The 23,193-nt window shown below is 74.7% G+C and carries 23 protein-coding genes; 9 read left to right on the top strand and 14 right to left on the bottom strand.

Going from position 1 to position 23,193, the window contains the following annotated elements; translation table 11 throughout:
- The first annotated feature begins 125 nt into the window (after nt 1-125).
- The 3 genes from CRP30_RS15300 to CRP30_RS15290 all read left to right on the top strand — a co-directional run bounded on the left by CRP30_RS15300 (nt 126) and on the right by CRP30_RS15290 (nt 4,580).
- On the top strand, nt 126-1,247 hold the full coding sequence (locus CRP30_RS15300; protein ID WP_235003435.1) for a spore photoproduct lyase family protein: 1,122 nt from the start codon (nt 126-128) through the stop codon (nt 1,245-1,247).
- 82 nt (nt 1,248-1,329) lie between these two features.
- Nucleotides 1,330-3,042, top strand: a complete 1,713-nt coding sequence (locus CRP30_RS15295; RefSeq protein WP_235003434.1) for a SpoIIE family protein phosphatase — start codon at nt 1,330-1,332, stop codon at nt 3,040-3,042.
- 35 nt (nt 3,043-3,077) lie between these two features.
- The gene (locus CRP30_RS15290) at nt 3,078-4,580 is read left to right on the top strand and encodes a phytoene desaturase family protein (RefSeq protein ID WP_097184770.1); all 1,503 of its coding nucleotides are present in this window, start codon (nt 3,078-3,080) and stop codon (nt 4,578-4,580) included.
- Nucleotides 4,581-4,592: 12 nt separating this feature from the next.
- Here CRP30_RS15290 and CRP30_RS15285 read toward each other — a convergent pair whose 3' ends face one another.
- Nucleotides 4,593-5,630, bottom strand: coding sequence for an SAM-dependent methyltransferase (locus CRP30_RS15285; protein ID WP_097184769.1), 1,038 nt, complete (start codon nt 5,628-5,630; stop codon nt 4,593-4,595).
- A 98-nt stretch (nt 5,631-5,728) separates the two neighbouring features.
- On the opposite strand from CRP30_RS15285, the gene CRP30_RS15280 reads away from it, so the two are divergent.
- Nucleotides 5,729-6,241, top strand: coding sequence for a DinB family protein (locus tag CRP30_RS15280; RefSeq protein WP_097184768.1), 513 nt, complete (start codon nt 5,729-5,731; stop codon nt 6,239-6,241).
- A gap of 33 nt (nt 6,242-6,274) precedes the next feature.
- Here CRP30_RS15280 and CRP30_RS15275 read toward each other — a convergent pair whose 3' ends face one another.
- The 8 genes from CRP30_RS15275 to dapE form a co-directional block, all read right to left on the bottom strand.
- A complete protein-coding gene (locus tag CRP30_RS15275; protein ID WP_097184767.1) occupies nt 6,275-7,795 on the bottom strand; it encodes a leucyl aminopeptidase in 1,521 nt (506 codons plus the stop codon).
- A gap of 86 nt (nt 7,796-7,881) precedes the next feature.
- The gene (locus tag CRP30_RS15270; protein ID WP_172442521.1) at nt 7,882-8,064 is read right to left on the bottom strand and encodes a DUF3117 domain-containing protein; all 183 of its coding nucleotides are present in this window, start codon (nt 8,062-8,064) and stop codon (nt 7,882-7,884) included.
- 110 nt (nt 8,065-8,174) lie between these two features.
- Nucleotides 8,175-8,735 (bottom strand): DNA-3-methyladenine glycosylase I, encoded by a 561-nt coding sequence (locus CRP30_RS15265; protein ID WP_200814767.1) that lies wholly within the window; start codon nt 8,733-8,735, stop codon nt 8,175-8,177.
- A gap of 56 nt (nt 8,736-8,791) precedes the next feature.
- Nucleotides 8,792-9,697 (bottom strand): DMT family transporter, encoded by a 906-nt coding sequence (locus tag CRP30_RS15260; RefSeq protein ID WP_097184766.1) that lies wholly within the window; start codon nt 9,695-9,697, stop codon nt 8,792-8,794.
- 101 nt (nt 9,698-9,798) lie between these two features.
- Nucleotides 9,799-10,251: an SRPBCC family protein gene (locus CRP30_RS15255; protein ID WP_097184765.1), complete on the bottom strand. Its 453-nt coding sequence runs from the start codon at nt 10,249-10,251 to the stop codon at nt 9,799-9,801.
- A complete protein-coding gene (locus CRP30_RS15250; RefSeq protein WP_143278477.1) occupies nt 10,244-10,645 on the bottom strand; it encodes a DivIVA domain-containing protein in 402 nt (133 codons plus the stop codon). The genes CRP30_RS15255 and CRP30_RS15250 overlap by 8 nt, the downstream gene beginning before the upstream one ends.
- Complete coding sequence (locus tag CRP30_RS15245; RefSeq protein ID WP_097184764.1) at nt 10,645-11,505, bottom strand: LOG family protein; 861 nt, start codon at nt 11,503-11,505, stop codon at nt 10,645-10,647. The genes CRP30_RS15250 and CRP30_RS15245 overlap by 1 nt, the downstream gene beginning before the upstream one ends.
- A complete protein-coding gene (dapE, locus tag CRP30_RS15240; RefSeq protein WP_097184763.1) occupies nt 11,502-12,620 on the bottom strand; it encodes a succinyl-diaminopimelate desuccinylase in 1,119 nt (372 codons plus the stop codon). The genes CRP30_RS15245 and dapE overlap by 4 nt, the downstream gene beginning before the upstream one ends.
- A 61-nt stretch (nt 12,621-12,681) precedes the next feature.
- Here dapE and dapD point away from each other — a divergent pair, with 61 nt between their 5' ends.
- Nucleotides 12,682-13,656, top strand: coding sequence for a 2,3,4,5-tetrahydropyridine-2,6-dicarboxylate N-succinyltransferase (gene dapD, locus CRP30_RS15235; protein ID WP_097184762.1), 975 nt, complete (start codon nt 12,682-12,684; stop codon nt 13,654-13,656).
- A gap of 119 nt (nt 13,657-13,775) precedes the next feature.
- Here dapD and CRP30_RS15230 read toward each other — a convergent pair whose 3' ends face one another.
- On the bottom strand, nt 13,776-14,897 hold the full coding sequence (locus CRP30_RS15230; RefSeq protein ID WP_235003433.1) for an alpha/beta hydrolase: 1,122 nt from the start codon (nt 14,895-14,897) through the stop codon (nt 13,776-13,778).
- 132 nt (nt 14,898-15,029) lie between these two features.
- Between CRP30_RS15230 and CRP30_RS23235 the strand changes: the two genes are divergently transcribed.
- Nucleotides 15,030-15,965, top strand: a complete 936-nt coding sequence (locus CRP30_RS23235; RefSeq protein WP_200814766.1) for a hypothetical protein — start codon at nt 15,030-15,032, stop codon at nt 15,963-15,965.
- A 78-nt stretch (nt 15,966-16,043) separates the two neighbouring features.
- Nucleotides 16,044-16,550, top strand: coding sequence for a diguanylate cyclase (locus CRP30_RS15220; protein WP_097184761.1), 507 nt, complete (start codon nt 16,044-16,046; stop codon nt 16,548-16,550).
- Between the two features lie 16 nt (nt 16,551-16,566).
- On the opposite strand, the gene dapC is transcribed toward CRP30_RS15220, so the two are convergent.
- Together dapC and fdxA are read right to left on the bottom strand one after the other, a co-directional pair.
- Entirely contained in the window at nt 16,567-17,652 is a 1,086-nt protein-coding gene (dapC, locus tag CRP30_RS15215) for a succinyldiaminopimelate transaminase (protein ID WP_304528906.1), read from the bottom strand.
- A gap of 29 nt (nt 17,653-17,681) precedes the next feature.
- Nucleotides 17,682-18,008, bottom strand: coding sequence for a ferredoxin (gene fdxA, locus CRP30_RS15210; RefSeq protein ID WP_097184759.1), 327 nt, complete (start codon nt 18,006-18,008; stop codon nt 17,682-17,684).
- A 191-nt stretch (nt 18,009-18,199) separates the two neighbouring features.
- On the opposite strand from fdxA, the gene CRP30_RS15205 reads away from it, so the two are divergent.
- Together CRP30_RS15205 and CRP30_RS15200 are read left to right on the top strand one after the other, a co-directional pair.
- Complete coding sequence (locus CRP30_RS15205; RefSeq protein ID WP_097184758.1) at nt 18,200-21,106, top strand: bifunctional diguanylate cyclase/phosphodiesterase; 2,907 nt, start codon at nt 18,200-18,202, stop codon at nt 21,104-21,106.
- A 31-nt stretch (nt 21,107-21,137) separates the two neighbouring features.
- Nucleotides 21,138-21,890: a GNAT family N-acetyltransferase gene (locus tag CRP30_RS15200; RefSeq protein ID WP_235003432.1), complete on the top strand. Its 753-nt coding sequence runs from the start codon at nt 21,138-21,140 to the stop codon at nt 21,888-21,890.
- Here the strand turns inward: CRP30_RS15200 and CRP30_RS15195 are convergent.
- Both CRP30_RS15195 and mshB read right to left on the bottom strand, forming a co-directional pair.
- The gene (locus CRP30_RS15195) at nt 21,829-22,272 is read right to left on the bottom strand and encodes a hypothetical protein (RefSeq protein WP_097184756.1); all 444 of its coding nucleotides are present in this window, start codon (nt 22,270-22,272) and stop codon (nt 21,829-21,831) included. The genes CRP30_RS15200 and CRP30_RS15195 overlap by 62 nt on opposite strands.
- Nucleotides 22,269-23,165, bottom strand: coding sequence for an N-acetyl-1-D-myo-inositol-2-amino-2-deoxy-alpha-D-glucopyranoside deacetylase (mshB, locus tag CRP30_RS15190; protein WP_097184755.1), 897 nt, complete (start codon nt 23,163-23,165; stop codon nt 22,269-22,271). Before mshB ends, CRP30_RS15195 begins: the two co-directional genes overlap by 4 nt.
- Between the last annotated feature and the right edge of the window lie 28 nt (nt 23,166-23,193).

Here is a 23,193-nt window from a genome sequence, read left to right as displayed (position 1 = left end):
GTGGTGCGCCTGTCCGGACCGGACGGCGCTCGACGACGGGGTGCCCGGACTGCGACCACCGCAACCCCAGGTCCGACGCGCGGGTGGACCGGAATGCCGCCCCTCCCCGAGGCGCTGGAACCGGTGTGACAGCCGGCGACGCGCTCACCCTCTTCGACGACCCGGACCCGGTGAGCGAGGCGCCGGTCGATGACCGGATGCTGCGCGTCCGGCAGATCTACGCCGAGCCGGCTGCCGCCTCCTCCTCCCGCGGACGTCAGGTGATCGCCCGCTTCCCGGACGCGGAGGTCGTCGAGGTCCCCTCGCACTGGCAGATCCCGGATCTGCACGGCAACGCGGGCAACGTCGACCGCTGGGTCCGGGTCAAGACCGAGACCCTCGTGCTCGGGGTGAAGAAGTCGCTGGCGGCCCGCCCCAACGAGCGGTCGGCGAACTGGATCGCCCCGTCCACCGCGAACGGTTGCGCCATGGCGTGCGCCTACTGCTACGTGCCCCGGCGCAAGGGCTACGCCAACCCGATCACGGTCTTCACCAACATCGACCAGATCACCGGCTACGTGCGCCGGCACGTGGCCCGCCAGGGCGTGAAGCCCGCGCCAGACCAGTGCGACCCGGTCAGCTGGGTCTACGACATCGGCGAGAACAGCGACTGCTCGGTCGACGCCATGGTCAGCGACAACGTGGCCGACCTGATCGCCACGTTCCGCGGCCTGCCGACGGCGAAGGCGTCCTTCGCCACCAAGTACGTCAACCGGCAGCTGCTCGACCTCGACCCGGCCGGCCGCACCCGGATCCGGTTCTCGGTGATGCCCGACGACGACGCGCGACTGCTGGACATCCGCACCAGCCGGGTCGACGAGCGGATCGCCGCCGTCGACGACTTCGTGTCGGCCGGCTACGAGGTGCACCTCAACCTCTCCCCCGTCGTCCTCCGGGACGGCTGGGAGCGGGACTGGACGACGTTGCTGCGGCAGCTCGACGACACCCTGTCGCCGGCGGCCAAGGCGCAGGCTGCTGCGGAGGTCATCCTGCTGACCCACAACCGCGACCTGCACGAGGTCAATCTCGGCTGGCACCCGAAGGCCGAGGACCTGCTCTGGCGGCCGGAGATCCAGCAGCCCAAGCGCAGCGGCAACGGGCAGGACAACGTCCGGTACCGCAACGACGTCAAGCGGGCGGGGGTGGCCACGCTGCGGTCCCTCATCGCGGCCCACGCGCCGTGGCTGGACGTCCGGTACGCCTTCTGACGTCGGTCGTCGTGTCGAATTGTCGACTTGGATACATATTGACAGTCAGTGGTCGGAGAATGACGGGACGTATGCGATCCTCATGGCAACGGTGCTGTCGATGCCCGGGGGGAGCAACGCACCAATGCTGAACGCTGCGCTGCCTGCCCGCGCCCTCGTGGAGGCCCTGCCCGACACCGTCATCGTCGCCGACGCGGAGGGCCGGATCGCCTACGTCAATCCGGCGGTCACCGCGCTCCTGGGCCACGACCCGGCGGACCTCCTGGGTCGGCCACTGCAGGTCCTCATGCCCGAACGTCTGCGGCGGGGCCACGGCGAGGGGTTCTCCCGGTACCGGGCCACCGGGGAGGGCAAGCTGGTCGGCGCGACGACGCAGGTGCCGGCCCTGCACGCCGCGGGACACGAGGTGCCCATCGACCTCACACTCTCCCGCCTCGAGCCCACCGGCGGCCGGTCATCGCAGGATGCGCTGGTGGTGGCCGTCCTCCGGGACGCCAGCACCACCATCCTGCTGGAGCGCCAGTTCGAGGTGAGCCGGTACCTCGCGGCCACGCTGCGGGTCACGGCTGCCCTGACCGAGGCGCCGGACTCCGTCGTGGCCTTCGCACAGCTCCTGCCCACGCTCTGCACCGAGCTCGACTGGGACGCCGCCACGCTGTGGCAGCCCGACGAGGACAGCCGCCGGCTGGTCCACACCCGCACGTGGGAGGCGCCGGGCGCCTCGGTGCGGGCACTGGCGGCCGACTCCGCGACCCGCACCTTCGCGCGCGGGGAGGGCCTGCCCGGCCTGGCCTGGCTCCACCGCGAACCCGTCGTCGTCGAGGACCTCTGGACCGACCCGCGCTTCCTCCGCCCGGCGGCAGCCAGGCTCGACGCCGTCCGCACCGGCGTCGCGTTCCCCGTGATGCGCGGTGACACCCTGCTCGCCGTCTGCGAACTCTTCTCGCGCGAGCAGCGGGAGGTCCCCGCGGAGCTGCTCGACGTGCTGGCCCACGCCGGCCGGCAGATCGGGCAGTTCCTCGCCCGACTGCACGCGGAGTCGGAGGTCCGCGAGCTGGCCGACACCCTGCAGCGCAGCCTGCTGCCCTCGCACCTGCCCGCGATCCCGGGCATGGGGCTGGCCGCGCGCTACCGGCCCGGCGGTGGGTCGGCCCTGGTCGGCGGGGACACCTACGACGTGATGCCACTGCCGGACGGCCGCTGGATGATCCTGATCGCCGACGTGTGCGGCACCGGGGCGGAAGCGGCCGCCGTGACGGCGTTGGCCCGGCACACCGCGCGGGCTGCGGCCGCAGCCGGCCAGCCGGGCGAGGTGCTGTGCGCGGTGAACACGGCGCTCCTGCGCGAGCAGCGCGGCGGTCCGCTGCGCTTCGTCACGGCCTGTTGTCTCGTGCTCGAGGCGACGGACGGGGGGCACGTGGCCCGGGTGAGCGTGGCCGGCCACCCCCTCCCGCTGCTGCGCTCGGCCGACGGTGCGGTGACCGAGGTCGGCGCGCCCGGCCGCCCCCTGGGCATCGACGCCGGCGTGCACTTCGACGAGGCGACCGTCGTCCTCCCCCGCGGCGCCATGCTGGTGCTCTACACCGACGGCGTCACCGAGGCCCGCGACCGAGCCGGAGACCAGTTCGGGGAGGACGGGCTCGCCCGGGTGCTCCGGCAGCTACCGTCGGGCGATCCGGAGCTCGCCGTCGCGACGGTCGCCGCCGCCGTCGAGCAGCAGGTGATCGGCTCCCCGCACGAGGCCGACGACCTCGCGGTCCTGGCCCTGGGCGTGCCGGCGGCCCCGCCGAGCTGACGCGGCCCGCGCCGCACCGCGGCTACCGTGACGGGGTGGCTCGGGTCGTGGTCGTGGGTGCAGGCCTGGGCGGGCTCGCGACGGCCGCACGACTGGCGGCGGCCGGCCACGCCGTGACCGTGCTGGAGCAGGCGGAGCAGGTGGGCGGCAAGCTCGGCCGCTACGAGCGCGACGGCCACGTGTTCGACACCGGCCCGAGCCTGGTGACCATGCCGCAGGTCTACCGCGACCTGTTCGCGGCCACCGGTGCCCGGCTCGAGGACCAGGTCGACCTCGTCCGCCTCGACCCCGCCGTCGCCTACCGCTTCGCCGACGGCACCCGGGTGGACGTGCCCGGCACCCCCGGAGCCGTCCCCGATGCGCTGGAGCAGGCGCTGGGGAACGGCTCCGGCGCCGAGTGGACGGCACTGATGGCGCGTGCCGAGGCGATGTGGCGGATCAGCGAGCAGCCGTTCCTGCGCACGCCGCTGCGGGGTGCGGCCACCCTTGCCCGGCTCGCCCGCAGCCCCGCGGACGTCGCGACGATCGCGCCCTGGCAGACGCTGCGCGGGATCGGCGAGCGGCAGCTGTCGGACGTCCGGCTGCGGATGCTGCTCGACCGCTACGCGACCTACTCCGGTTCCGACCCCCGGCGCGCACCGGCGGTGCTGGCCACGGTGCCGTACGCCGAGCAGGCGTTCGGCTCCTGGTACGTCCGCGGCGGGCTGCACCGGCTCGCCCTGGCGGTGGGGGAACGGGCCACTAGGGCCGGGGCCGTGCTGCGCACCGCGAGCCGGGTCCGGCGGGTGCTCGTCGAGGGCGGCCGGGCCGCGGGCGTGGAGCTCGACGGCGGGGAGCGGCTGCCGGCCGACGTCGTCGTCTCCGGCGTCGACGCGTCCGGCCTGTACGGCGACCTGCTGCCACCCGACCGGCGCACGCGCGGGCCGCGCCGCGACCTCGCGAGTGCCACCCCCTCGCTGTCGGGCGTGGTGCTGCTGCTCGCCCTCCGCGGCCGGACCCCCGGGCTGGCGCACCACACGGTCTTCTTCCCGGACGACTACGACGCCGAGTTCGACGCGGTGTTCGGCACCGGCCCCTTGCGCGGGTCGCCCCGGCCGGTCCCCGACCCGACGGTCTACGTCAGCGCGCCCGACGACCCGGCGCTGCGTCCCGACGAGGACAGCGAGTCGTGGTTCGTCCTGGTGAACGCGCCCCGGCACGACCCGGAGCGGGGGGTCGACTGGGACGAGCCCGGACTGGCCGACCGGTACGCGGCCGATCTGCTCGCCGTGCTGGCGCGGCGCGGCCTGGACGTCCGCGCCCGGCTGCGCTGGTGCGAGGTCCGGACGCCCGCCGACCTGGGCCGCGCCACCGGGAGCGTCGGCGGCTCCATCTACGGCTCCTCGAGCAACGGGGCGCGCGCCGCGTTCCTCCGCCCGGCGAACGCGTCGCCGGTGCCGGGGCTCTTCCTCGTCGGCGGATCGGCCCACCCGGGCGGCGGCCTTCCCCTGGTGACCCTGTCGGCCGAGATCGTCGCGGGGCTCGTCGGGCCGGCGTGACGCACCCGGGCCTCAGCCAGGACGGGTCGCGGTGACGGTGACGAGCGGAGTGCCCACGGCGACCGGCTTCGGCCGTCCGGCCACGAGGCCTGCCTGGGTCAGCTGGTCGGTCAGGGTTGCGGCGTCGGACAGCTCCATCTGCCCCTCCTGCGCCTGGAGCAGCAGGTCGAAGTGGCGGCTGAAGAACTGCGGCGCGGCCACGGTCGTGACGAGGAACAGCACACCGCCGGGGGCCAGCCGGTCGGCGATGCCCCGCAGGAAGCCCGCCCGCTCGCCCATCGGCAGGTAGTAGAGGACGTTGGCGAGCAGCGCGAAGTCGAACGGCTCGGCGAGCGCGTCCGAGGCGGTCAGAGCATCGCGGACATCCGAGTGCAGCACCTGCGCGCGCCCGGCGAGACCTCGGTCGGCCAGCGTTCGACTGGCCAGCTCAATGGCGCCCGCGTCCATGTCGATGCCGACGCCCCGCGCCTGCGGCGCTGCCTCCAGCATCATGGCGAGCTCCAGCGCCGCTCCGCAGCCCACATCGAGCACCCGCTGCGGTGCGTGCTCCGCGACGGCGCGGCGCAGCACGCCGAGGACCAGGGGCTCGAACCCACCGGACAGCCGCGCGATGAGCTCGCCCTGCTCGGCGATGTCCCGGCGGGGCGGCCCACCGGCCAGCAGCGGTCCGAGCTCGCGGTAGAGCGCCGTGTGGAAGCCCGGGAAGCCCTCGTAGGAGGCCCGCACCAAGGGGTCGTCGATCGCGGCGCGGCCCTTCTCGGTGAGCCGCCAGGGCCCCTGTCCCTTGTCGCCGCGGACGAGCCCGGTCGAGGCCACGACCCGCAGGAAGGCGCCCAGCAGCGCCTCGTCGGCGACGCGTATCTGGCGCGCCAGCTCATCGGTCGTGGCGCTCCCGGCCGCCAGCGCGTCGAGGACGCCGGTTCCGATGGCCGCACCGGCGACGTGCAGCCGGAGGGCGGCCACACCGTCCCGGGTCGCCCGCAGCCGGGCGCGGAGGTTGCCCGTCCGCAGCACCTTCCAGAGGGCAGGTGCCTCGATCATCCGCGCCATGCCGGCCTCCTCGTCCGCCGGCAACCACTCTCGCGACCACCGCTGCCGCGCACCAGACCCGGCCGCGCGATGTCAGCACCCGGTGCGAGGCTGTCGCGGTGCGCAGCGACCCGCCGGACTCCGGTTCCGAACGCGACCTGCTCTGCGGCTTCCTCGACTACCAGCGCGAGACGCTGCTCCTCAAGGCCGAGGGGCTGACCGCCGGGCAGCTCGCGCAGACCATCCCGTCGTCCTCGCTGACGCTGGCCGGGCTGATCAACCACCTCGCGCTGGTGGAGGACTCCTGGTTCCGGGTCCGGTTCGCCGGACATCCGGAGGACGAGATCTGGGCCGGCGTCGACTGGCACGCCGATCCGGACCACGAGTTCCGCACCGCCGTCGACCTGACACCGGAGGAGCTGCGGAGGCGGTACGCCGACGCGTGCGCCCGCAGCCGCGAGATCGTCGCCGCGGCGCCGAGCCTCGACGAGCTGTCCGTCGAGACGTCCACCCGCACCGGCGACCGCTGGGACCTGCGCTGGGTGCTGCTGCACATGATCGAGGAGACCGCACGGCACGCCGGCCATGCCGACCTGCTCCGCGAAGCGATCGACGGCGTCACCGGGGAGTAGCGGTGGTGGCGGCCCACGGGCCGCCACCACCGGTCAGTCCAGGACCGTGTCGACCTCGTCCACCGGCGCGCCGGCCTCCAGCCAGTGCAGGAGCGTGCGGACGCCGAAGCCGGTACCGCCCTTGACCACCTCGGCGTCGTCGGAGCCGGCCCGCGCCGGGCCGGCGACGTCGAAGTGGGCCCACGGCAGGTCGCCGGCGAACGGCTGCAGGAAGAGCGCGGCGGTCGTCCCACCGGGGTTCCCGGGCGCGTTGTTGGCGTCCGCCACGTCGCTGTCGAGCAGGTCGCGGTGCTCCTCGAGCAGCGGCATCCGCCACGACTGCTCGCCCGCCTGCGCCCCCGCCGTCCGCAGGGCGTCGGCGAGACCGTCGCTCGTGGCGAACAGACCGGCCGTCCGCGCGCCGAGCGCCACCTTCATCGCCCCGGTCAGGGTCGCGACGTCGACGAGCACGGTCGCACCGAGCTCCAGGCGGGCGAAGGCGAGCCCGTCGGCGAGCACCATGCGGCCCTCGGCGTCGGTGTTGAGGACCTCGGTGGTCCGCCCACCCACGTGCCGGACGACGTCGGCCGGCCGGTACGAGGACCCGGAGACGGCGTTCTCGGCCGCCGGGACGACCGCGGTCACCGCGACCGGCAGCTCCAGCCGCGCGGCCGCCTCGACGACCGCCAGGACGGCGGCACCGCCGGCCATGTCGGTCTTCATCTCGCGCATGCCGGCGTTGGGCTTGATCGACAGACCACCGGTGTCGAAGGTGATGCCCTTGCCCACGAGGACCGGATGCCCCGACGGGGCCTCCGGGTGCCGGTAGGTGGCCACGACGACGCACGGCGGGGACGCCGACCCGCCGCCGACGGCGAGCACCCCGCCGAACCCGCCCGCGCGCAGCTCGTCGACCTCCAGGACCCGCACCGTCACGTGCGGCAGCGGGGCCAGCCGCTCGACCGCCTGCGCGGCGAGCCAGGCGGGGTTCTTCACGTTGCTGGGGGTGTTGATCAGATCGCGGGCCCAGGCGACCGCCTCGGCCGTGACCCGGCCGCTGTCCGCCGCCTCGGCGACGGCGGGATCGCCGGCGTCCGCGGCGACGACGGTGACCGTCTCGAGCCGCGGCGGATGCGGGCGGGAGAGCTCCCGGAACCGGTAACCCGACAACAGCACGGCCTCGACGGCCGCACGGACCTCCACGGCTCCGGCCGGTGCCACCGTGCTGTCCACGGGGAGGACGAGCCGACGGGCACCGTGCTCGGCCAGGGTCTGCGCCCGGCGCACCGCGGTGGCGACGTAGCTCCGGAGGTCGGGCAGGGTGCCCTCGCCGATCCCGACGGCGACGACGCTGCGCGGGCGGCGTCCGGCGACCGGGATGTTGGTGACCGCGCCGGCGGACCCCTTGTTGCCGGTGTCGGCCAGTGCGCCGGTCAGCAGCTCGGGGCTCACCGGCGGGGCCGACGCCGAGGCGTTCAGCCAGGCCGGCAGCGCGCCACCGGTCCCGACGGGCACGGCGAGGACGTCGTCGGGCCCGAGCGCGGGGACCTCCGACAGGATCTCGACCCGCGGCAACGGCGCGGCCCCGGTCGCCGGCGAGCTGCCGACGGCCGGGGCCGAGTCGTTCGCGGGGCTGCCCGTGGGCAGACTCGCGGCAGTGTTCAGCTGGTCGCGCCCTTCAGTGCCTCCGACAGCGCCGCCGCCTCGTCGGGCGACAGCTCGACGACCAGGCGACCGCCTCCCTCGAGCGGTACGCGCATGACCAGGCCGCGCCCCTCCTTGGTGACCTCGAGGGGACCTTCACCCGTGCGCGGCTTCATGGCCGCCATGCGTGCCTCCTTCATCGGCCCACTCCTCTGCCGGAGCAGAAGGGGTGTGGCGTCGGTCGCTGCTGTGCGCTCTGCACCAATGATCCCGTATGACCCGCGTCCGTCCAACATGAGCCCCCCGCGGGTCACCCTCCCGCGCCGGCTCGGAAGCAGTCGGCGACGTGGTCGTCGACCATCCCGGTCGCCTGCATGAGGGCGTAGGCCGTCGTCGGCCCGACGAAGGCGAAGCCCCGGCGCTTGAGCTCCTTGGCCATCGCCACCGACTCAGGACTGGTCGCGGGCACGTCGTCGAGCGTCGCGGGGCGGGCCCGGGGACCGGCCGGCGCGAAGGACCACAGGAGCACGGACAGCCCCTCCGGCAGCTGCTGCGCCGCCCGCGCGTTGCGCACCGCAGCGGCGATCTTGGCCCGGTTGCGGACGATCCCGGCATCGGCCATCAGGCGGGCCTCGTCCTCGTCGCCGAACTCCGCGACGGCGTCGATGGCGAAGCCCGCGAAGGCCGCCCGGAATGCGGGCCGCTTGCGCAGGATGGTGATCCAGGAGAGACCGGACTGGAATGCCTCGAGGGACAGCCGCTCGAACAGGGCGTCGTCCCCGTACAGGGGGGTGCCCCACTCCTCGTCGTGGTAGCGCACGTACTCGGGGGCGCTGGTCGCCCATCCGCACCGGGTCCGGTCGTCGTCCACGGGGCGGACGCTAGCGCGCGCCTCCGACAGCGCCGGGGGGTCACGGCAGGCGGGGGTCAGGGCACGGCGGAGTCGACGTCGCGGAGCTCCGACGAATCCGTGCGGGCCGGGCTGCGCCGGGTGGCCAGCACGCAGCCGACCAGGACCAGCGGGAGCCCGATCGCGATGCCGAGCGTGAAGGGCTCGTCCAGCAGGGCCACCCCGAGCAGGACGGCGACGGCCGGGTTGACGAAAGTGATCACCAGCGCCCGTTGCGGTCCCACCTCCCGGATGAGCGTGAAGAACAGCGCCAGGGCCAGCGCGGTGCAGACGACGCCGAGTCCGACCAGCGAGAGCCACGCCGGTGACGACAGCCGGGTGAGGTCGCCGGTCTGCGGCAGGGCGAACGGTGCGTAGACGACCGCGGTGACGAACAGGGCGATGGAGCTGGCGGCGACACCGGGCACCTCGGGCAGCGCCTTGGTGACGACGAGGGGGCCGGTGGCGTAGCCGATCAGCACCAGGGCGATCGCCAGCAAGGGCAGGAGCTGGGCGCCGTCGATGTCGAGGCCGAGCAGGACACCGATGCCGACGACCCCGATCGCCATGCCCAGGATCCGGACGGGGGTCAGCCGGTCGTCCTCCCCCGCGATGCGCGCGGCGAGGGCGGCGACGAAGGGGACACCCGCGACCAGCAGGCCGGTCAGCGAACTGGACAGCGAGCCCTCGGCGTAGGCGATGAGGAACCAGGGGCCGGCCATCTCCAGCACGGTGAACAGCAGCAGGGCCCGCCAGTGCCGCAGCGCCGGCCGGAGCTGCCCCTTGGCGATGGTCCAGGGCAGCAGCAGCGCCGCTCCGACCACGCAGCGCACGAAGACCAGCATCTCCGGGGAGACCTCGTCGACCGCCACCTTGATCAGCAGGTACGGGACGCCCCAGATCACCGACATCGCCAGGAACAGCGCCCAGCCGCGACGGCTCACGGCCGCCCCACCACCGTCGTCACCCCGGCATCCTCGCCCACGGCGGGTCGCCCGCGACGCCCGGGCGACGAGGGATCGTGCAGCTGCGGCAGGGCGGGGCCTCAGCCCCGGGCGGCCACGGCGGCGAACCGCTTCAGCGACTTCCGGATGCCGAACAGGGCGAACGGCCGGACCAGGAACCAGCCGACGACGCCGACGTACCCGTAGGGCAGGTAGAGCCGCTCGGTCCACACGAAGGTCGAACCGTCGCCGCGCGGCTCGATCTCGAAGATGCCCGGGCCGCGGATCAGCCGGCCGGTGTGCTGGACCTCCACCCGCCGGGGCGGATCCCACACGGTGATGATCATCGTGTCGAGCACCCCGAGGTGCCGCCCGTTCGGCAGCGGGATCCCGGTGCGGGCGGCGAGCCGCCCGTGCAGGCCCTGCGCCGGCCCACCGACGGTCTCGACGTCGGTGGCCAGCATCCACTCACCCTGGCTCGCCCAGTCGGTGAGCGTCGCCCAGACCTTCTCGGGCGGCGCGTCGACGTCGACCCGTTCGACCAGTTCAGGCACGGCGGAACTCCTCGTCGTCGGGAACTGCGGCGGGCACGGCGCCGTCGTCGACCACCGCTTCCCCGTCCTCCTTCGCCGGCCCGGGAGCCGCCGGATGCACCTGCCGCGGCGCCCGGAGCCCCGCGATCTCCGCGTCCCGCTCGTCGAGGGCCGCGGCGAACTGGTCGATCAGCCAGTCCACCTCCGACATGCGGTAGCCGCGGGCCGTGACCGACAGCTGCAGTGCGCGGACGTCGTCGCCGGTGACGGGCCGGCTGCCCGGCAGGACGACCGGTGACGTCTCGGGGTCCGCCGGCTCCTGCGTCTCCCCTCGGCCCAGGAGCAGCGAGGCGCCGAGGAACAGCAGGGCGCCCACGACGAGGACCCCCAGGACGAAGGCGACGAACGAGAGCATCAGGCCTCGAGCGGGCCCTGCTCGACCGGGACGTGCTGCATGCCGCCACCGCCGTCCCCGCTCCGGCGGGCCGCGTCGGCTGCCTGGATCACCGACATCACCTCGCCGATGTCGTCGGTCACCGTGATCAGGTCGAGGTCGGCGGCGTTGATGGTGCCGGTGGCCGCCAGCGTGGTGCGGATCCACTGGAGGAGACCGGACCAGTACTCGCTGCCGAAGAGGATGACGGGGAAGCGGGTCACCTTGCGCGTCTGCACCAGGGTCAGCGCCTCGAACAGCTCGTCGAGGGTGCCGAACCCGCCGGGGAGGATCACGAACGCCTGGGCGTACTTCACGAACATCGTCTTGCGCACGAAGAAATAGCGGAAGGCGATCCCGACGTCGACCCACTCGTTGAGGTCCTGCTCGAACGGCAGCTCGATGCCCAGGCCCACCGACAGGCCACCGGCCTCGCAGGCGCCGCGGTTGGCCGCCTCCATCGCCCCCGGTCCCCCACCGGTGATGACCGCGTACCCGGCCTGGGCGAGCGCGGCGCCGATGGCCACCCCAGCGGCGTAGTGCGGGTGGTCGCGCGGCGTGCGGGCGCTGCCGAAGACGCTGACCGCGCGGGGCAGCTCGGCGAGCAGGCCGAAGCCCTCGACAAACTCGCTCTGGATCCGGAGCACGCGCCACGGATCGGTGTGCACCCAGTCGCTCGGCCCGCGCCGGTCCAGCAGCCGCTGGTCCGTCGTCGAGTCCTGCTCCTGCGCCGACGGCTCGCCGCCGCGGAGGACCACGGGGCCGCGGTGCCGGGTGGGGCGCGGACGGCGCCCGTCGGGCAGCGGCGCGTCGGACGCGGGCGGGGTCGGCGGAACGGTCATGCGGGACTCCCGGACAGGTAGGCGATCAGGGCGTCCTCGGCCGGCTGGAGCCGGTCGACGAGGACGTGTTCCTCACGGGTGTGGGCCAGCTGGGGATCGCCGGGCCCGTAGTTGACCGCAGGGATGCCGAAGGCGGCAAAACGAGCGACGTCGGTCCAGCCGAGCTTGGCCCGCGCCGGCCGGCCGACGGCCGCCACGAACGCCGCCGCGGCGGGCTCGGACAGGCCGGGCATGGCACCACCGGCGTTGTCGGTGACGGTCAGGGTCACGCCGTCCGCCAGCGCCTCGGCGAACACCTCGCGGACGTGCGCCTCCGCGGCGTCCTCGTCCCGGTCCGGCGCGTAGCGGAAGTTGACGGTGAGGGACGCCTCGTCGGGGATCACGTTGCCGGCGACGCCGCCGGACACCCCGACCGCGTTGAGGCCCTCCCGGTAGGTCAGCCCGTCGATCTCGACCTCGCGGGCCTCGTACGCGGCCAGCGTCGCCAGCGCGCTGGCCAGACCGTGCACCGCGTTGACCCCGAGCCAGCTGCGGGCACTGTGCGCCCGGCGGCCCGTCGTCTCCAGCCGGGCCCGCAGCGTCCCCTGGCAGCCGCCCTCGATCTCGCCGTCGGTGGGCTCGAGCAGGATCGCCAGGTCGCCGTAGAGCCAGCCCCGCCGCTCGCGGGCGACCCGGCCGAGGCCGTTCTTCACGGCCTCGACCTCCTCGTTGTCGTAGAAGACGAACGTGAGGTCGTGCGCCGGTTCGGCACCGGGGACGCCGAACCTGCCGGCCACCCGCAGCATGACCGCGTCGCCGGCCTTCATGTCACTGGTGCCACATCCGTACAGCCGCTGTAACCCGTCGACTTCCCGCAGGTCGGAGGGCACGTTGTCGGCGATGGGGACGGTGTCCAGGTGGCCGGCCAGCACGACGCGCGACGGCCGGCCCAGCGAGGTGCGCGCCAGCACCGAGTTCCCGACGCGCTCGACCTCGAGGCCACCGAGACCGCGCAGCGCCGCCTCGACCGCGTCGGCGAGCGGCTCCTCCGAGCCCGACACCGACGGCGCGTCCACCAGGGCCCGGGTCAGCGCGAGCACGTCGGAGGAGAGGTCGAGCGGCGGCACGTCGGTCACGACTGTCGAGCCTAACGACCGGACGGTCCGGCCACGGACGACGCTCGGTAGCGTCCTCGTCGTGACTGCTGCTCCTGTCTCCGCCGTGGCCGCTGGTCTCGCGACCGTCACCCCCTCCGGGACGGTCCTCGACACCTGGTACCCCGAGCCCCGGCTGGGGGCTCCCGAGGGGGCCACCGCCGGCACGACCCGCCTGGGGGCCCTCGAACTCTCCGGCGAGCTCGGCCCCGACTACGGCGGGCTGGTGCGCACCGACGAGGCGCGTGGGGTGGAGATCATCGCCGTCCGCACCGTCATCCCCGACCTGTCCCAGCCCCCGGTGGACACCCACGACGTCTGGCTGCGGCTGCACCTGCTGTCCACCCGGCTGATCCGCCCGCACGAGGCCGACCTGACCGGGATCTTCGGGCTGCTGACCAACGTGGCCTGGACCAGCGCCGGCCCGGTCGAGGCGGCCGGGTTCAACGCCCACCGGCTGCGCGCGGCGGTCGGCCAGGTCACCGTCTTCGGCGTCGACAAGTTCCCGCGGATGGTCGACTACGTCATCCCCTCGGGCGTCCGCATCGCCGACGGCGACCGCGTCCGCCTGGGCGCCCACCTCGCCGAGGGCACCACGGTCATGCACGAGGGGTTCGTCAACTACAACGCCGGCACGCTCGGGCCGTCCATGGTCGAGGGCCGGATCAGCGCCGGGGTCGTCGTCGGGCCCGACAGCGACATCGGGGGCAGCGCCTCGATCATGGGCACCCTCTCCGGCGGCGGCACCGAGGTCATCTCGATCGGCAGCGGCTGCCTGCTGGGGGCGAACTCCGGCATCGGCATCTCCCTCGGCGACGGCTGCGTCGTCGAGGCCGGGTGCTACGTGACCGGCGGATCCCGCGTCACGCTGCCCGACGGCTCGGTGGTCAAGGCGCGCGAGCTGTCCGGCCGCGACGGGCTGCTGTTCCGGCGCAACAGCGTCAGCGGTGCGCTCGAGGCCCTCCCCCGCACCGGCACCTGGGGCGAGCTGAACGCCGCCCTGCACGCCAATACATAGTTGAAGGACCCCCTTGCCCCCCACCGCTCGCAGGCTCGCGGCGGGACCCTGCAACGGGGCCATGGGTCTATCGCGCCTGCGCGGAACCCTCCGGGTCCCACTCGGCACGACAAGCGTCGCTAAGCCAAGTTCGCGGGGGCGTCGGCGGGGGTGTCCAGGTGCTCCAGGAGCGCGACGGCGAACTCCTGGGGGCGCTCGACGTGCGGTGAGTGCCCCACCCCGGGGAGGACCACCTCCCGGTAGGCGCCGCCGGTCGCGGCGTAGCGGTCCAGCACCGTCCGGGTCTGGGTGACCATCGGCTGGGCCGGGAAGGCGTCGTCCCCGGGCCAGCCCGGCACCGCCCCGAGCGAGCCGAGGTGGGCCAGGTCGAACAGCGACGTGTCCGAGACGATCTGGTCGGCGTCGCCGCGCACCCACAGCACCGGCGGCTTGTGGGCCAGGTCGACGATGGCCGACACGTCGAACACGGTCGGCGCCATCGTGCTGAGCACCCCGCGCCTGCCGGGTGCCACCCCCGGCCAGACGCCGCTCGTCGCGGTCTCACCGGGGTAGTGGTCCTCCCCGGTGCGGGTGCTGAGCATCGAGGCCACGAAGACGTCCTCGAGCCGCGGGTCCAGCGGGAGGGAACCCGGAGCGACGTAGAAGGCCCGCAGCACCGCGCGCGGGCCCGCCGGGTTGTCCGACGTGGTGTCACCGGCGGCCAGCGACGCGACGAAGTCGGGGTTGGCCGCTCCCGCACCGGAGCCCGCGCCGTCGGCGTGGACGAGCGCGCCGTCCGGTCCCGCCGTCCCTCCGAATCCGAACGGCGACACCGGCGCCACCAGGGCGACGGAGGCCACCCGGTCGGGCGCGTCGAGCAGGTACTGCAGCACGACCCCCGCACCCATGCTCCAGCCGACCAGGTGCACGCGGTCCAGGCCGAGGACGTCCACCAGCGCGGCGATGTCCTCGGCCCAGTCGCGCACCCCGCGGGTGGCGTCGATCCCGAGCGGTTCGGTGTCCCCGTACCCGCGCAGGTCGACCGCCAGCGCGCGGTGCCGTCCGGTGCCGTGCAGGTCGAGGACGGCCTGCTGCCAGAAGAGCGCCGAGCTGACGTTGCCGTGCACGAAGAGCACCGCTTCCCCCGGCCCGGCGGGATCGGTCCCCTCCGGGTGCAGCACCGACTGCGTCAGTCGCGCGGTGGACACCTGGGTCGCGGCGATGCCGGGCAGGAGGAGATCGGCCAGCGCCTGATCGGGCATCGAGGGACCTTCCGGGAGACGACGGGGCGCCCACGCTAGCGACGACGGGCACGGCACGACAACGACTCCGCCCCGCCGACGTGACCTCGGGCACCCCGGCGCTGCCGCGCTCCGCACCTACAGTCGATCGTGATGCCCACCGCCCGGACCGCCGCCCGCCCAGCCCGGGCCGGCAGCAGCAGCGCCCGGCGCAGCCCCGCGCGGGGCGGTCGCGCGTCGGCGCGTCGCCGACCGGCCACGAAGGCGGCACGCAGGCGCCGGGGTGGCGGCCGGCAGGCCGCCCGTTGGTGGCCCGCGCTGCTGATCACCGCCGCCGTCCTCGTGGGGCTGGCGTGGGACACCGAGACGACGGGGGTACCGGGCGTGCCAGGACAGTGCACCGTGGCCGGGTCGGACCTGACGCTGACCACCGAGCAGGCGTCCTCCGCGGCGACGATCGCCGCCGTCGCCCGCGTGCGGGGGCTGCCCGACCGCGCGGCCGTCCTGGCGCTGGCCACCGCGCAGCAGGAGTCCCGTATGCGCAACCTCGACTACGGCGACCGCGACTCCCTCGGCCTGTTCCAGCAGCGGCCGTCGATGGGCTGGGGCACGGAGACGCAGGTGAGGGACCCTGTCTACTCGGCGAGCATCTTCTACGACCGGCTGGTGGAGGTGCCCGGCTGGGACACCGGCCGGCTCACCGAGGTGGCCCAGGCCGTGCAGCGCAGCGGCTTCCCGGAGGCCTACCAGCAGTGGGAGCCCCTGGCCACGGAGCTGACCGCGGTCCTGGGATCCCCCGAGCCGTCCCGGCTGGACTGCCGCTACGAGCCGGCGTCCCCGGTGTCCGCTGCCGACGTCTCGGCCGTCGCCGCCGCCGAGCTCGGGGTGGCCGCGATGCCCCGCGCCGGTGGCGCCGTCTTCGTCGATCCCGCGGCGGGCTGGCCGGCCGCGACCTGGGCCGTCGCGCAGGCCGGCCGGCTCCAGCTGGCCGGCATCGACTTCGCGGGCCGCCGGTGGACGCCGGAGGCCGGCTGGACGGACGCTCCGGAGGTCGGGGCGGACGCCGTCGTCCTCCGGCCGGGGAGCTGACCGGACCGCTCCCCCGACGGAGGGACCCGCGCTCGCGCAGCTCTCCATGAGGGGCTCCCGCGCGCCGACAACACGACCATGACGATCGCGCCGAACACTCCCACCCTCGCGGCCACGCCCGCCGCCGCCGAGGCTGCGGTCGCCGATGTGACGGCCCTCCTGCCGTCGCGCGAGGCCCTCCTCGACCGGCTCACCGAGGGCCGGACCTCCCCAGCCGCGGCCACGCTGATGGTCATCGGCCTGCTGCGTCGCGACGACGGCTGGCCGACCGCGCAGAGCACCCTGACGCAGGTGACGACCCTGCTCGCCGGTTCACTGCGCGGCGACGACTGGCTGGGCAAGTCGGGGCCGGGAGAGTTCGCCGTCGTGCTGGCCGGTCCGGCCACCGCGGCGGAGACCGCCGCGGCGCGGCTGGTCTCCGCGGTACCCGGCCTGGGCATCCCGGGTCTCACCGCGGCCGCAGGCATCGCTCCGCTGACGCCGGGTGCCGGCGCTGCGGAGGTGCTCCGGCGGGCGCTCGTGAGCCTCACCGCCGCACGGCGGGCCGGCGCGGGGACGGTCATCGTGCACCGCGAGTCGGACTGAGCCCGACCGGCGGGGCTCAGCCGGTCAGCCGCTCCGCCGCCGCGGCGATCCGTTCGTCGGTCGCGGTGAGCGCCAGCCGGACGTGCGTGGACCCCGCCGGCCCGTAGAAGCTGCCGGGCGCGGCGACGACGCCCAGCCCGGCGAGCCATTCGATGGTCGCCCAGCAGTCCTCGTCGCGGGTCGCCCACAGGTAGAGGCCGGCCTCGGAGTGGTCGATGCGCAGGCCCGCGCCCCGGACGGCGGCGGCCAGCGTCTCCCGCCGGGCCCGGTACCGCTCCCGCTGCGCGTCCACGTGCGCGTCGTCGTCGAGGGCGGCTGCCATGGCTGCCTGCACCGGTCCCGGCACGAGCAGCCCGAGGTGCCGGCGGACCTCCCAGACCGGCCGGACCAGCCCGGGGTCGCCGGAGAGCAGCCCGGCGCGGTAGCCGGCCGCGGTCGACTGCTTGGACAGCGAGTGGACGGCCAGCAGCCCGGCGTGGTCGGCACCGGCGATCTCCGGGTGCAGCAGGGACCGGGGCTCGACGTCCCACCCGAGCGTCACGTAGCACTCGTCGGCGACGACCGGTACGCCGTGCGCCCGGCCCCAGGTGACCCACTCCCGCAGCTGGTCGTCGGACAGCACCCGACCGTGCGGGTTGCCCGGCGAGTTCAGCCAGACGAGGACCACCCCGGCCGCGTCCGGCGGGGGCACGTCGGTGCGGCGCACGGCCAGCCCCGCGAGCACCGCGCCCACCTCGTAGGTCGGGTACGCCACCTCGGGGATGACGACCGTGCCGGTGCGCAGTCCCAGCAGGGTGGGCAGCAGCGCGACCAGTTCCTTCGACCCGACGGTCGGGATCAGCGACGGGCCACCTGCACCGAGCGGGTCGGCCACCTCGACGCCCAGCCGACGACGCAGCCATCCGGCGGCGGCGGTCCGCAGCTCCGCCGTCCCCAGGGCCGTCGGGTACCCGGGGGCGTCACCGGCGGCGGCCAGCGCCTCGGTGAGGACGGCGGGGGTGTCGTCGACCGGCGTGCCGATCGAGAGGTCCACCACGCCGCCCGGGTGCTCCGCCGCCCGGGCGCGAGCGCCGGCGAGGGAGTCCCACGGGAAGTCCGGCAGCGGGCGCGGCGCGCCGGGGACCGGAGCGGTCAGTGGCCTTCGCCCTGGGGCGGGAGGGCCGCCACGAGCGGGTGGTCCTTGCCGACCTTGCCGGTGCGGGCGGCTCCGCCCGGGCTGCCCAGGTCGGAGAAGAACTCCACGTTGGCGTTGTAGAAGTCCTTCCACTTGTCCGGGACGTCGTCCTCGTAGTAGATGGCCTCCACCGGGCACACCGGCTCGCAGGCACCGCAGTCGACGCACTCGTCGGGGTGGATGTACAGCATCCGGTCGCCCTCGTAGATGCAGTCCACCGGACACTCGTCGATGCACGCCTTGTCGAGGACGTCGACGCAGGCCTGTGTGATGACGTAGGTCACGGTGGTTCCCTCCCGGGGGCGCGGAGCAGTGTGCGCTGGCCGCAGCCAGGGCGCGGCGGTGCGCGCTCAGTATGCCGCGCCGCCCCGGACCGGGCCCGACCGGTGTCCCGCAACCCGAACCCGACTCCCCCCGAAGGGGGTGACCCGGGGGTGCGGCTCAAGCCTGCGGAGCAGCTGCCGATCTTGATCACGTGCCAGAGGAGCGGACGCACCGCAGGACGACGACGCATCCCGCGCCGGCGTCGCCCTATGACGCGCAGGCGGCCCTGGAGAACCTGCTCGCCCGGCTGCGGGCGTCCGCCGGCGCCACCCGCGTCTCCGTCTGGGTCCACGAGGCCTCGACGCAGATGATCGTCCCCTACCGGCAGTCGGTCGCCGACCCGCACGACACCGACCCCGGTACCGCGGCCGATCCCGCGTCGACGCCCCGGACCGCCATCACGCTCTCCCGCTCCCCCTTCATGTCCGCCGTCATCCGGAGCCGCCGCTCGCTGGCGGCCAGGGCCGACGGCAAGCGGCTCTCCGACCGGGAGCTCGCCGAGCGCGGGATCCGGTCCGCGCACGGGGAACCGCTGCTCGTCGACGGCGAGGTCGTCGGCGTCCTCACGGTCGAGCCGGCCGCCGCGGCCGCCCCCCACCTGCTGCGGCAGGTGACCCCGAGACTCGCCGCCGCGCTGGCCGAGGCATGGACGCGCCGGGCGGAGCAGCGCCGCACCGCGCAGGCCGAGGTGCTCCTCACGCTCATCGAGTCCGCCTCGACGGCCCAGTCGATGGACCACCTGCTCGGCGCCGCCTGCCGCCAGCTCGCCGAGCTCGGCGAGGTGGAGCGGGCCTGCATCTTCCTGCTGGAGGACGGCCGCCTCGTCCCGCGGATGGCCGCCTACGCCGACGGCCGGCGGGACCCGGCCACCTGGGAGCAGTTCCGCAACGCCCCGGTCGGCATGCACCTGGCCGAGACGGTGCTCCGCACCGGCGAGCCGATGGCAGCCGACAAGGACTCCGGCCTGCTCTCGGGGTGGTGGGTCGACAAGTTCGGGGTCGCCTCCGGCCTCGCCGTCCCCATCGGGCGCAGCCCCCACCTGGCCGGTGTCCTCACGCTGGACAGCACGCAGGTACGGCCGTTCTCCGAGGACGTCCGCCGGCTGGCCGCCGCGGCCGGCGCCCATCTCGGTGGCGTGATCGAGCAGGCCCGGACCAGCGAGGCGCGCGCGGCCTCGCTGGCCACCGCACGCGTCGTCCGGCAGATGCTGGTGGACGGCGCGCACGCGACCGGCGTCCCGGAGGCCGCCGAGGTCCTGGCCCGCGCCGTCCAGCGCCTGGCCGGCACCCACCGCAGCGCCGCCTACCTGATCGACGACGACGGCAGCATCGGCGAGGTCCGGCACGTGGACTGGCCCGACGCCCACAAGCAGGTGGTCGCCAGCACGCTGGTCGGCCGACCGGCCGCCGACGTCCCTCTCTGGCGGTTCACCGCCGAGCAGCGCTCGGCGGTCTTCGTCGAGGACACGACCACCAGCGACCTGCTGGACCCGCGCCTGGCCCGGGCCCTCGACCTCGCCTCCTACGTCAGCGTGCCCCTGCTCTCCGGTGACCGGCTCCTCGGCCTGGTGGTGACCGGCTCGGTGACCGAGGCGCGCGCGTGGTCCGCCGACGTCCGGGAGGCCGTGCGGCAGGTGACCCTGGAGGGCTCGCTCGTCGTCGAGAACGCCGCGCTGCGCGCCATCGAGCAGCAGCGCCTGCAGCAGCTGGCGGTCGAGGCCCACCACGACCCGCTGACCGGGCTGGCCAACCGCCGCCGGTTCATCGAGGAGCTGGAGGCCACCGTCTACGCGACCGGAGCCGGCGACAGCGCCGTCCTCATGATCGACCTGGACCGCTTCAAGGAGATCAACGACAGCTTCGGGCACAGCGTCGGCGACGACCTGCTCTGCCTCGTCGGACCCCGCCTGGAGCGCGTCCTGCGGCCCGGGGACCTCCTGGCGCGCATGGGCGGCGACGAGTTCGCGGTCCTCCTGCCCGGCGCCGACGAGGGGCGAGCCCGGGAGGTCGCCGTCGACCTCGCCGCCGCCCTGCGGGACGCCTTCGTCCTGGACGGCATGTCGCTGCACGTCGACGCCAGCATCGGCATCGCGCTCTGTCCCGACCACGGCCGCGACCGGTCGTTGCTGCTGGCCCGCGCCGACACCGCCATGTACGTCGCCAAGCGGGGGAAGCACGGTTTCGAGATCTGGGCACCCGACGGCACCCCGGCCTCGCGCGACCGCCTGGAGACCCTCGAACAGCTGCGGACGGCGCTGGACACCGACCAGCTCGACGTCCACTACCAGCCCAAGCTGGACCTCCGGACCGGCTGCGTGACCGGCGTGGAGGCGCTCGTCCGGTGGAACCACCCCGAGCGGGGGCTGCTCTACCCCGACGTCTTCCTGCCCCTGGCCGAACAGGCCGGGCTGATGCGCCGCCTCGCACTCCGGGTGCTCGAGCGGTCGCTGCGCGACCTGCAGGCCTGGCGCGCCGACGGGCTCGACCTGTCGGTGGCGGTGAACCTGTCGGTGTCCAACCTGCAGGACGTCGCGCTGCCGGAGCAGGTCGAGATGCTGCTGGACGCCTTCGGCGTGCCGGCCGGGTCGCTCGTCCTCGAGATCACCGAGGACGTCCTCATGTCCGACGCCGCGCGCAGCCAGCAGGTGATGGCCGCACTGCGCCGCCTGGGCGTCCGCCTGTCCATCGACGACTACGGGACGGGCTACTCGTCGCTGGCCTACCTGCGGGCCCTCCCGGTGGACGAGCTGAAGCTGGACCGCAGCTTCGCCAGCAACCTGACGTCGGACGAGCGGGCGGCGGCCATCGTCCGCAGCACGCTGCAGCTGAGCGAGGACCTGGGCATGAGCATGGTGGTCGAGGGCGTCGAGGACGCCGCCACGCTGGCCGCACTGCGGGCCTGGGGCTGTGACTACGCGCAGGGCTACCACATCGCCCGGCCCCAGCCGGCCGACCGGTTCCTCGCCTGGCTGGCCGACCAGCCGACGTCCGTGCCCCGCACTGCCATCCCGGTCCAGCGCGGACTCCCCTCCCGACGCGGGACCCACCAGCCGTCCTAGCCCGCTGCCTACCCCCGGCATGATCGGGACCATGCCCGGCGTCCCCGATCTCGAGCGGCTGGCCGCCCGGACCTGGCGCGGGCTCGAGGAGGAGCGGCACGGCGACTGGCTGCTGCGGGCCGGCGGCGGGTTCTCCGGGCGCGCCAACTCCGCGCTCGTCGTCGGCGATCCGCCCTCCGACCTCCCCACGGCCGTCGCGGCGGTGACCCGGTGGTACGCCGCACGGGGCGCTCGGCCGATGGCCCAGGTGCCGTCACCCGGGAGCGAGGCCGCCGACGACGCCTTCGCGGCCGCCGGCTGGGCCCGCGGGGAGGACGTCCTCGTGCTGACCGCCTCGCTCGGGTCCTGGCCGGAGCCGTCGGTGCCGGTCGAGCTGGCACCGACTCCGGACGAGGCATGGCTGCGCGGCTACCGGTACCGCGGCACCCCGCTCCCGCCGGTCGCCTCGGCCGTCCTCGCCAACGCCGACGACCCGGTGTTCGCCGCCGTCCGCACCGCTCCGGGTTCAGCCCCGACGGCGGCCGTCGCCCGCGGGGTGGTCGTCGACGGCTGGCTGGTGGTGACCGCGGTGACCGTCGACGACGCGTGGCGCCGGCGCGGCCTGGCGACGGCGGTCATGGCGGCGCTGGGCTCGTGGGCCCGCGACCGGGGTGGGCACTCCTGCCTGCTGCAGGTCTCGGGCGACAACGCCGGCGCGCTCGCCCTCTACGAACGGCTCGGCTTCACCGAGCACCACCGGTACCACTACCGGCTGGGTCCGGCGCCGGCGCGCTCTCCGACCTGAGCGGCGGACGCCGAGGCCCGCCCAGCACCCGGCCGACGGAGAACGCCGCCGCCACGACCCCGAGCATCAGGAACGCCAGGTTGACCACGCCGGTGGCTCCGCCGCCGGTCATGACCAGGTCCCCCTCCGGACGCCGGACCATCGCGCCCACCGCCACGACCAGCCAGACCACCGCCGGCAGGACGGCGGCCAGCCGGCTGCCGGAGAGCCGGAGGACGGCCGCCGGGAGCATGAGGTTGCCGACGACCGCGACCACGATCGACAGCGGCACCAGGACACCGCCGACCCGCAGCGGCAGCCAGAACACCTCCACGAGCGCCAGCCAGCCGGCCACCACGACGGCGACCAGGACCCAGCCGGCCCGCTCGCCGGCGGCCCTCATCCGGCCGTGCCGGCGAAGAGGTCGTCCTCCCAGCCCTCGGGGCCCGGGCCCGCGGGACCGCGCTCGCCCTGGACGAGCCGGTAGTACTCCACCCCGGCCACCTCCAGGCCCAGGTTGTTGGAGAGTGCGAAGAAGGGCCCGTCCACGAGGATCTGCGTCGGGTGGGCGCGCATCGCGGCGTCCTTGTGCGCGGCGAACGCCCGGCCGTCCACCGCCGCGGTCACGTCCTCGTCCGGCACGCCGAAGGGGATGTCGTCGGCGCTGGTGGCGCCGTCGAAGAAGGTCGTGTCGCCGGCCGCGGCCATGGCATCGATGCCCTGCTGCAGCACCGACCGCGGAACGCAGCACCAGTAGACCTTCGCCGTCGTCCATGCCGCACCGAGGTCGGGCCGGTACGCGGGGTCCGCGGCGGCCGCGACCGCCCCCATCGCGACCCGGTGGGCCTGGATGTGGTCGGGGTGGCCGTAGCCGCCGTTCTCGTCGTAGGTGACGACGACCTGCGGCCGTACCTCGCGGACCACGGCGACCGCGTGCCCGATCGCCTCGTCGAGGTCGGCGTTCCAGAAGGCGCGCGGGTTGCCGTTGGACGGCACGCCCATCATCCCGGAGTCGCGGTAACGGCCGGGCCCGCCGAGGAAGCGGATGTCGCTCACCCCGACTGCGTCCATCGCCGCGCGCAGCTCCCAGATCCGGTAGCCGCCCAGCTGGTCGGCCTGGTCGGCGGCCAGCTGCTCGAGCTCCGGCACGAGGATCTCGCCCTCCTCCCCCAGCGTGCAGGTGAGCAGGGTGACCTGCGCCCCCTCGGCGACGTACCGCGCCATGGTGGCGCCGTTGTTGATCGTCTCGTCGTCGGGGTGGGCGTGGACGAGCAGCATGCGGCGATCAGCAGTCACGCCAGGATCCTGCCGGATCGTCCTGACA

It is taken from the genome of Blastococcus haudaquaticus (assembly GCF_900230285.1).
Classification (GTDB): Bacteria; Actinomycetota; Actinomycetes; order Mycobacteriales; family Geodermatophilaceae; genus Blastococcus_B; species Blastococcus_B haudaquaticus.
The sequence above is the reverse complement of the archived record's forward strand: the minus strand, read 5'-3'. Positions and strand labels throughout refer to the sequence as shown.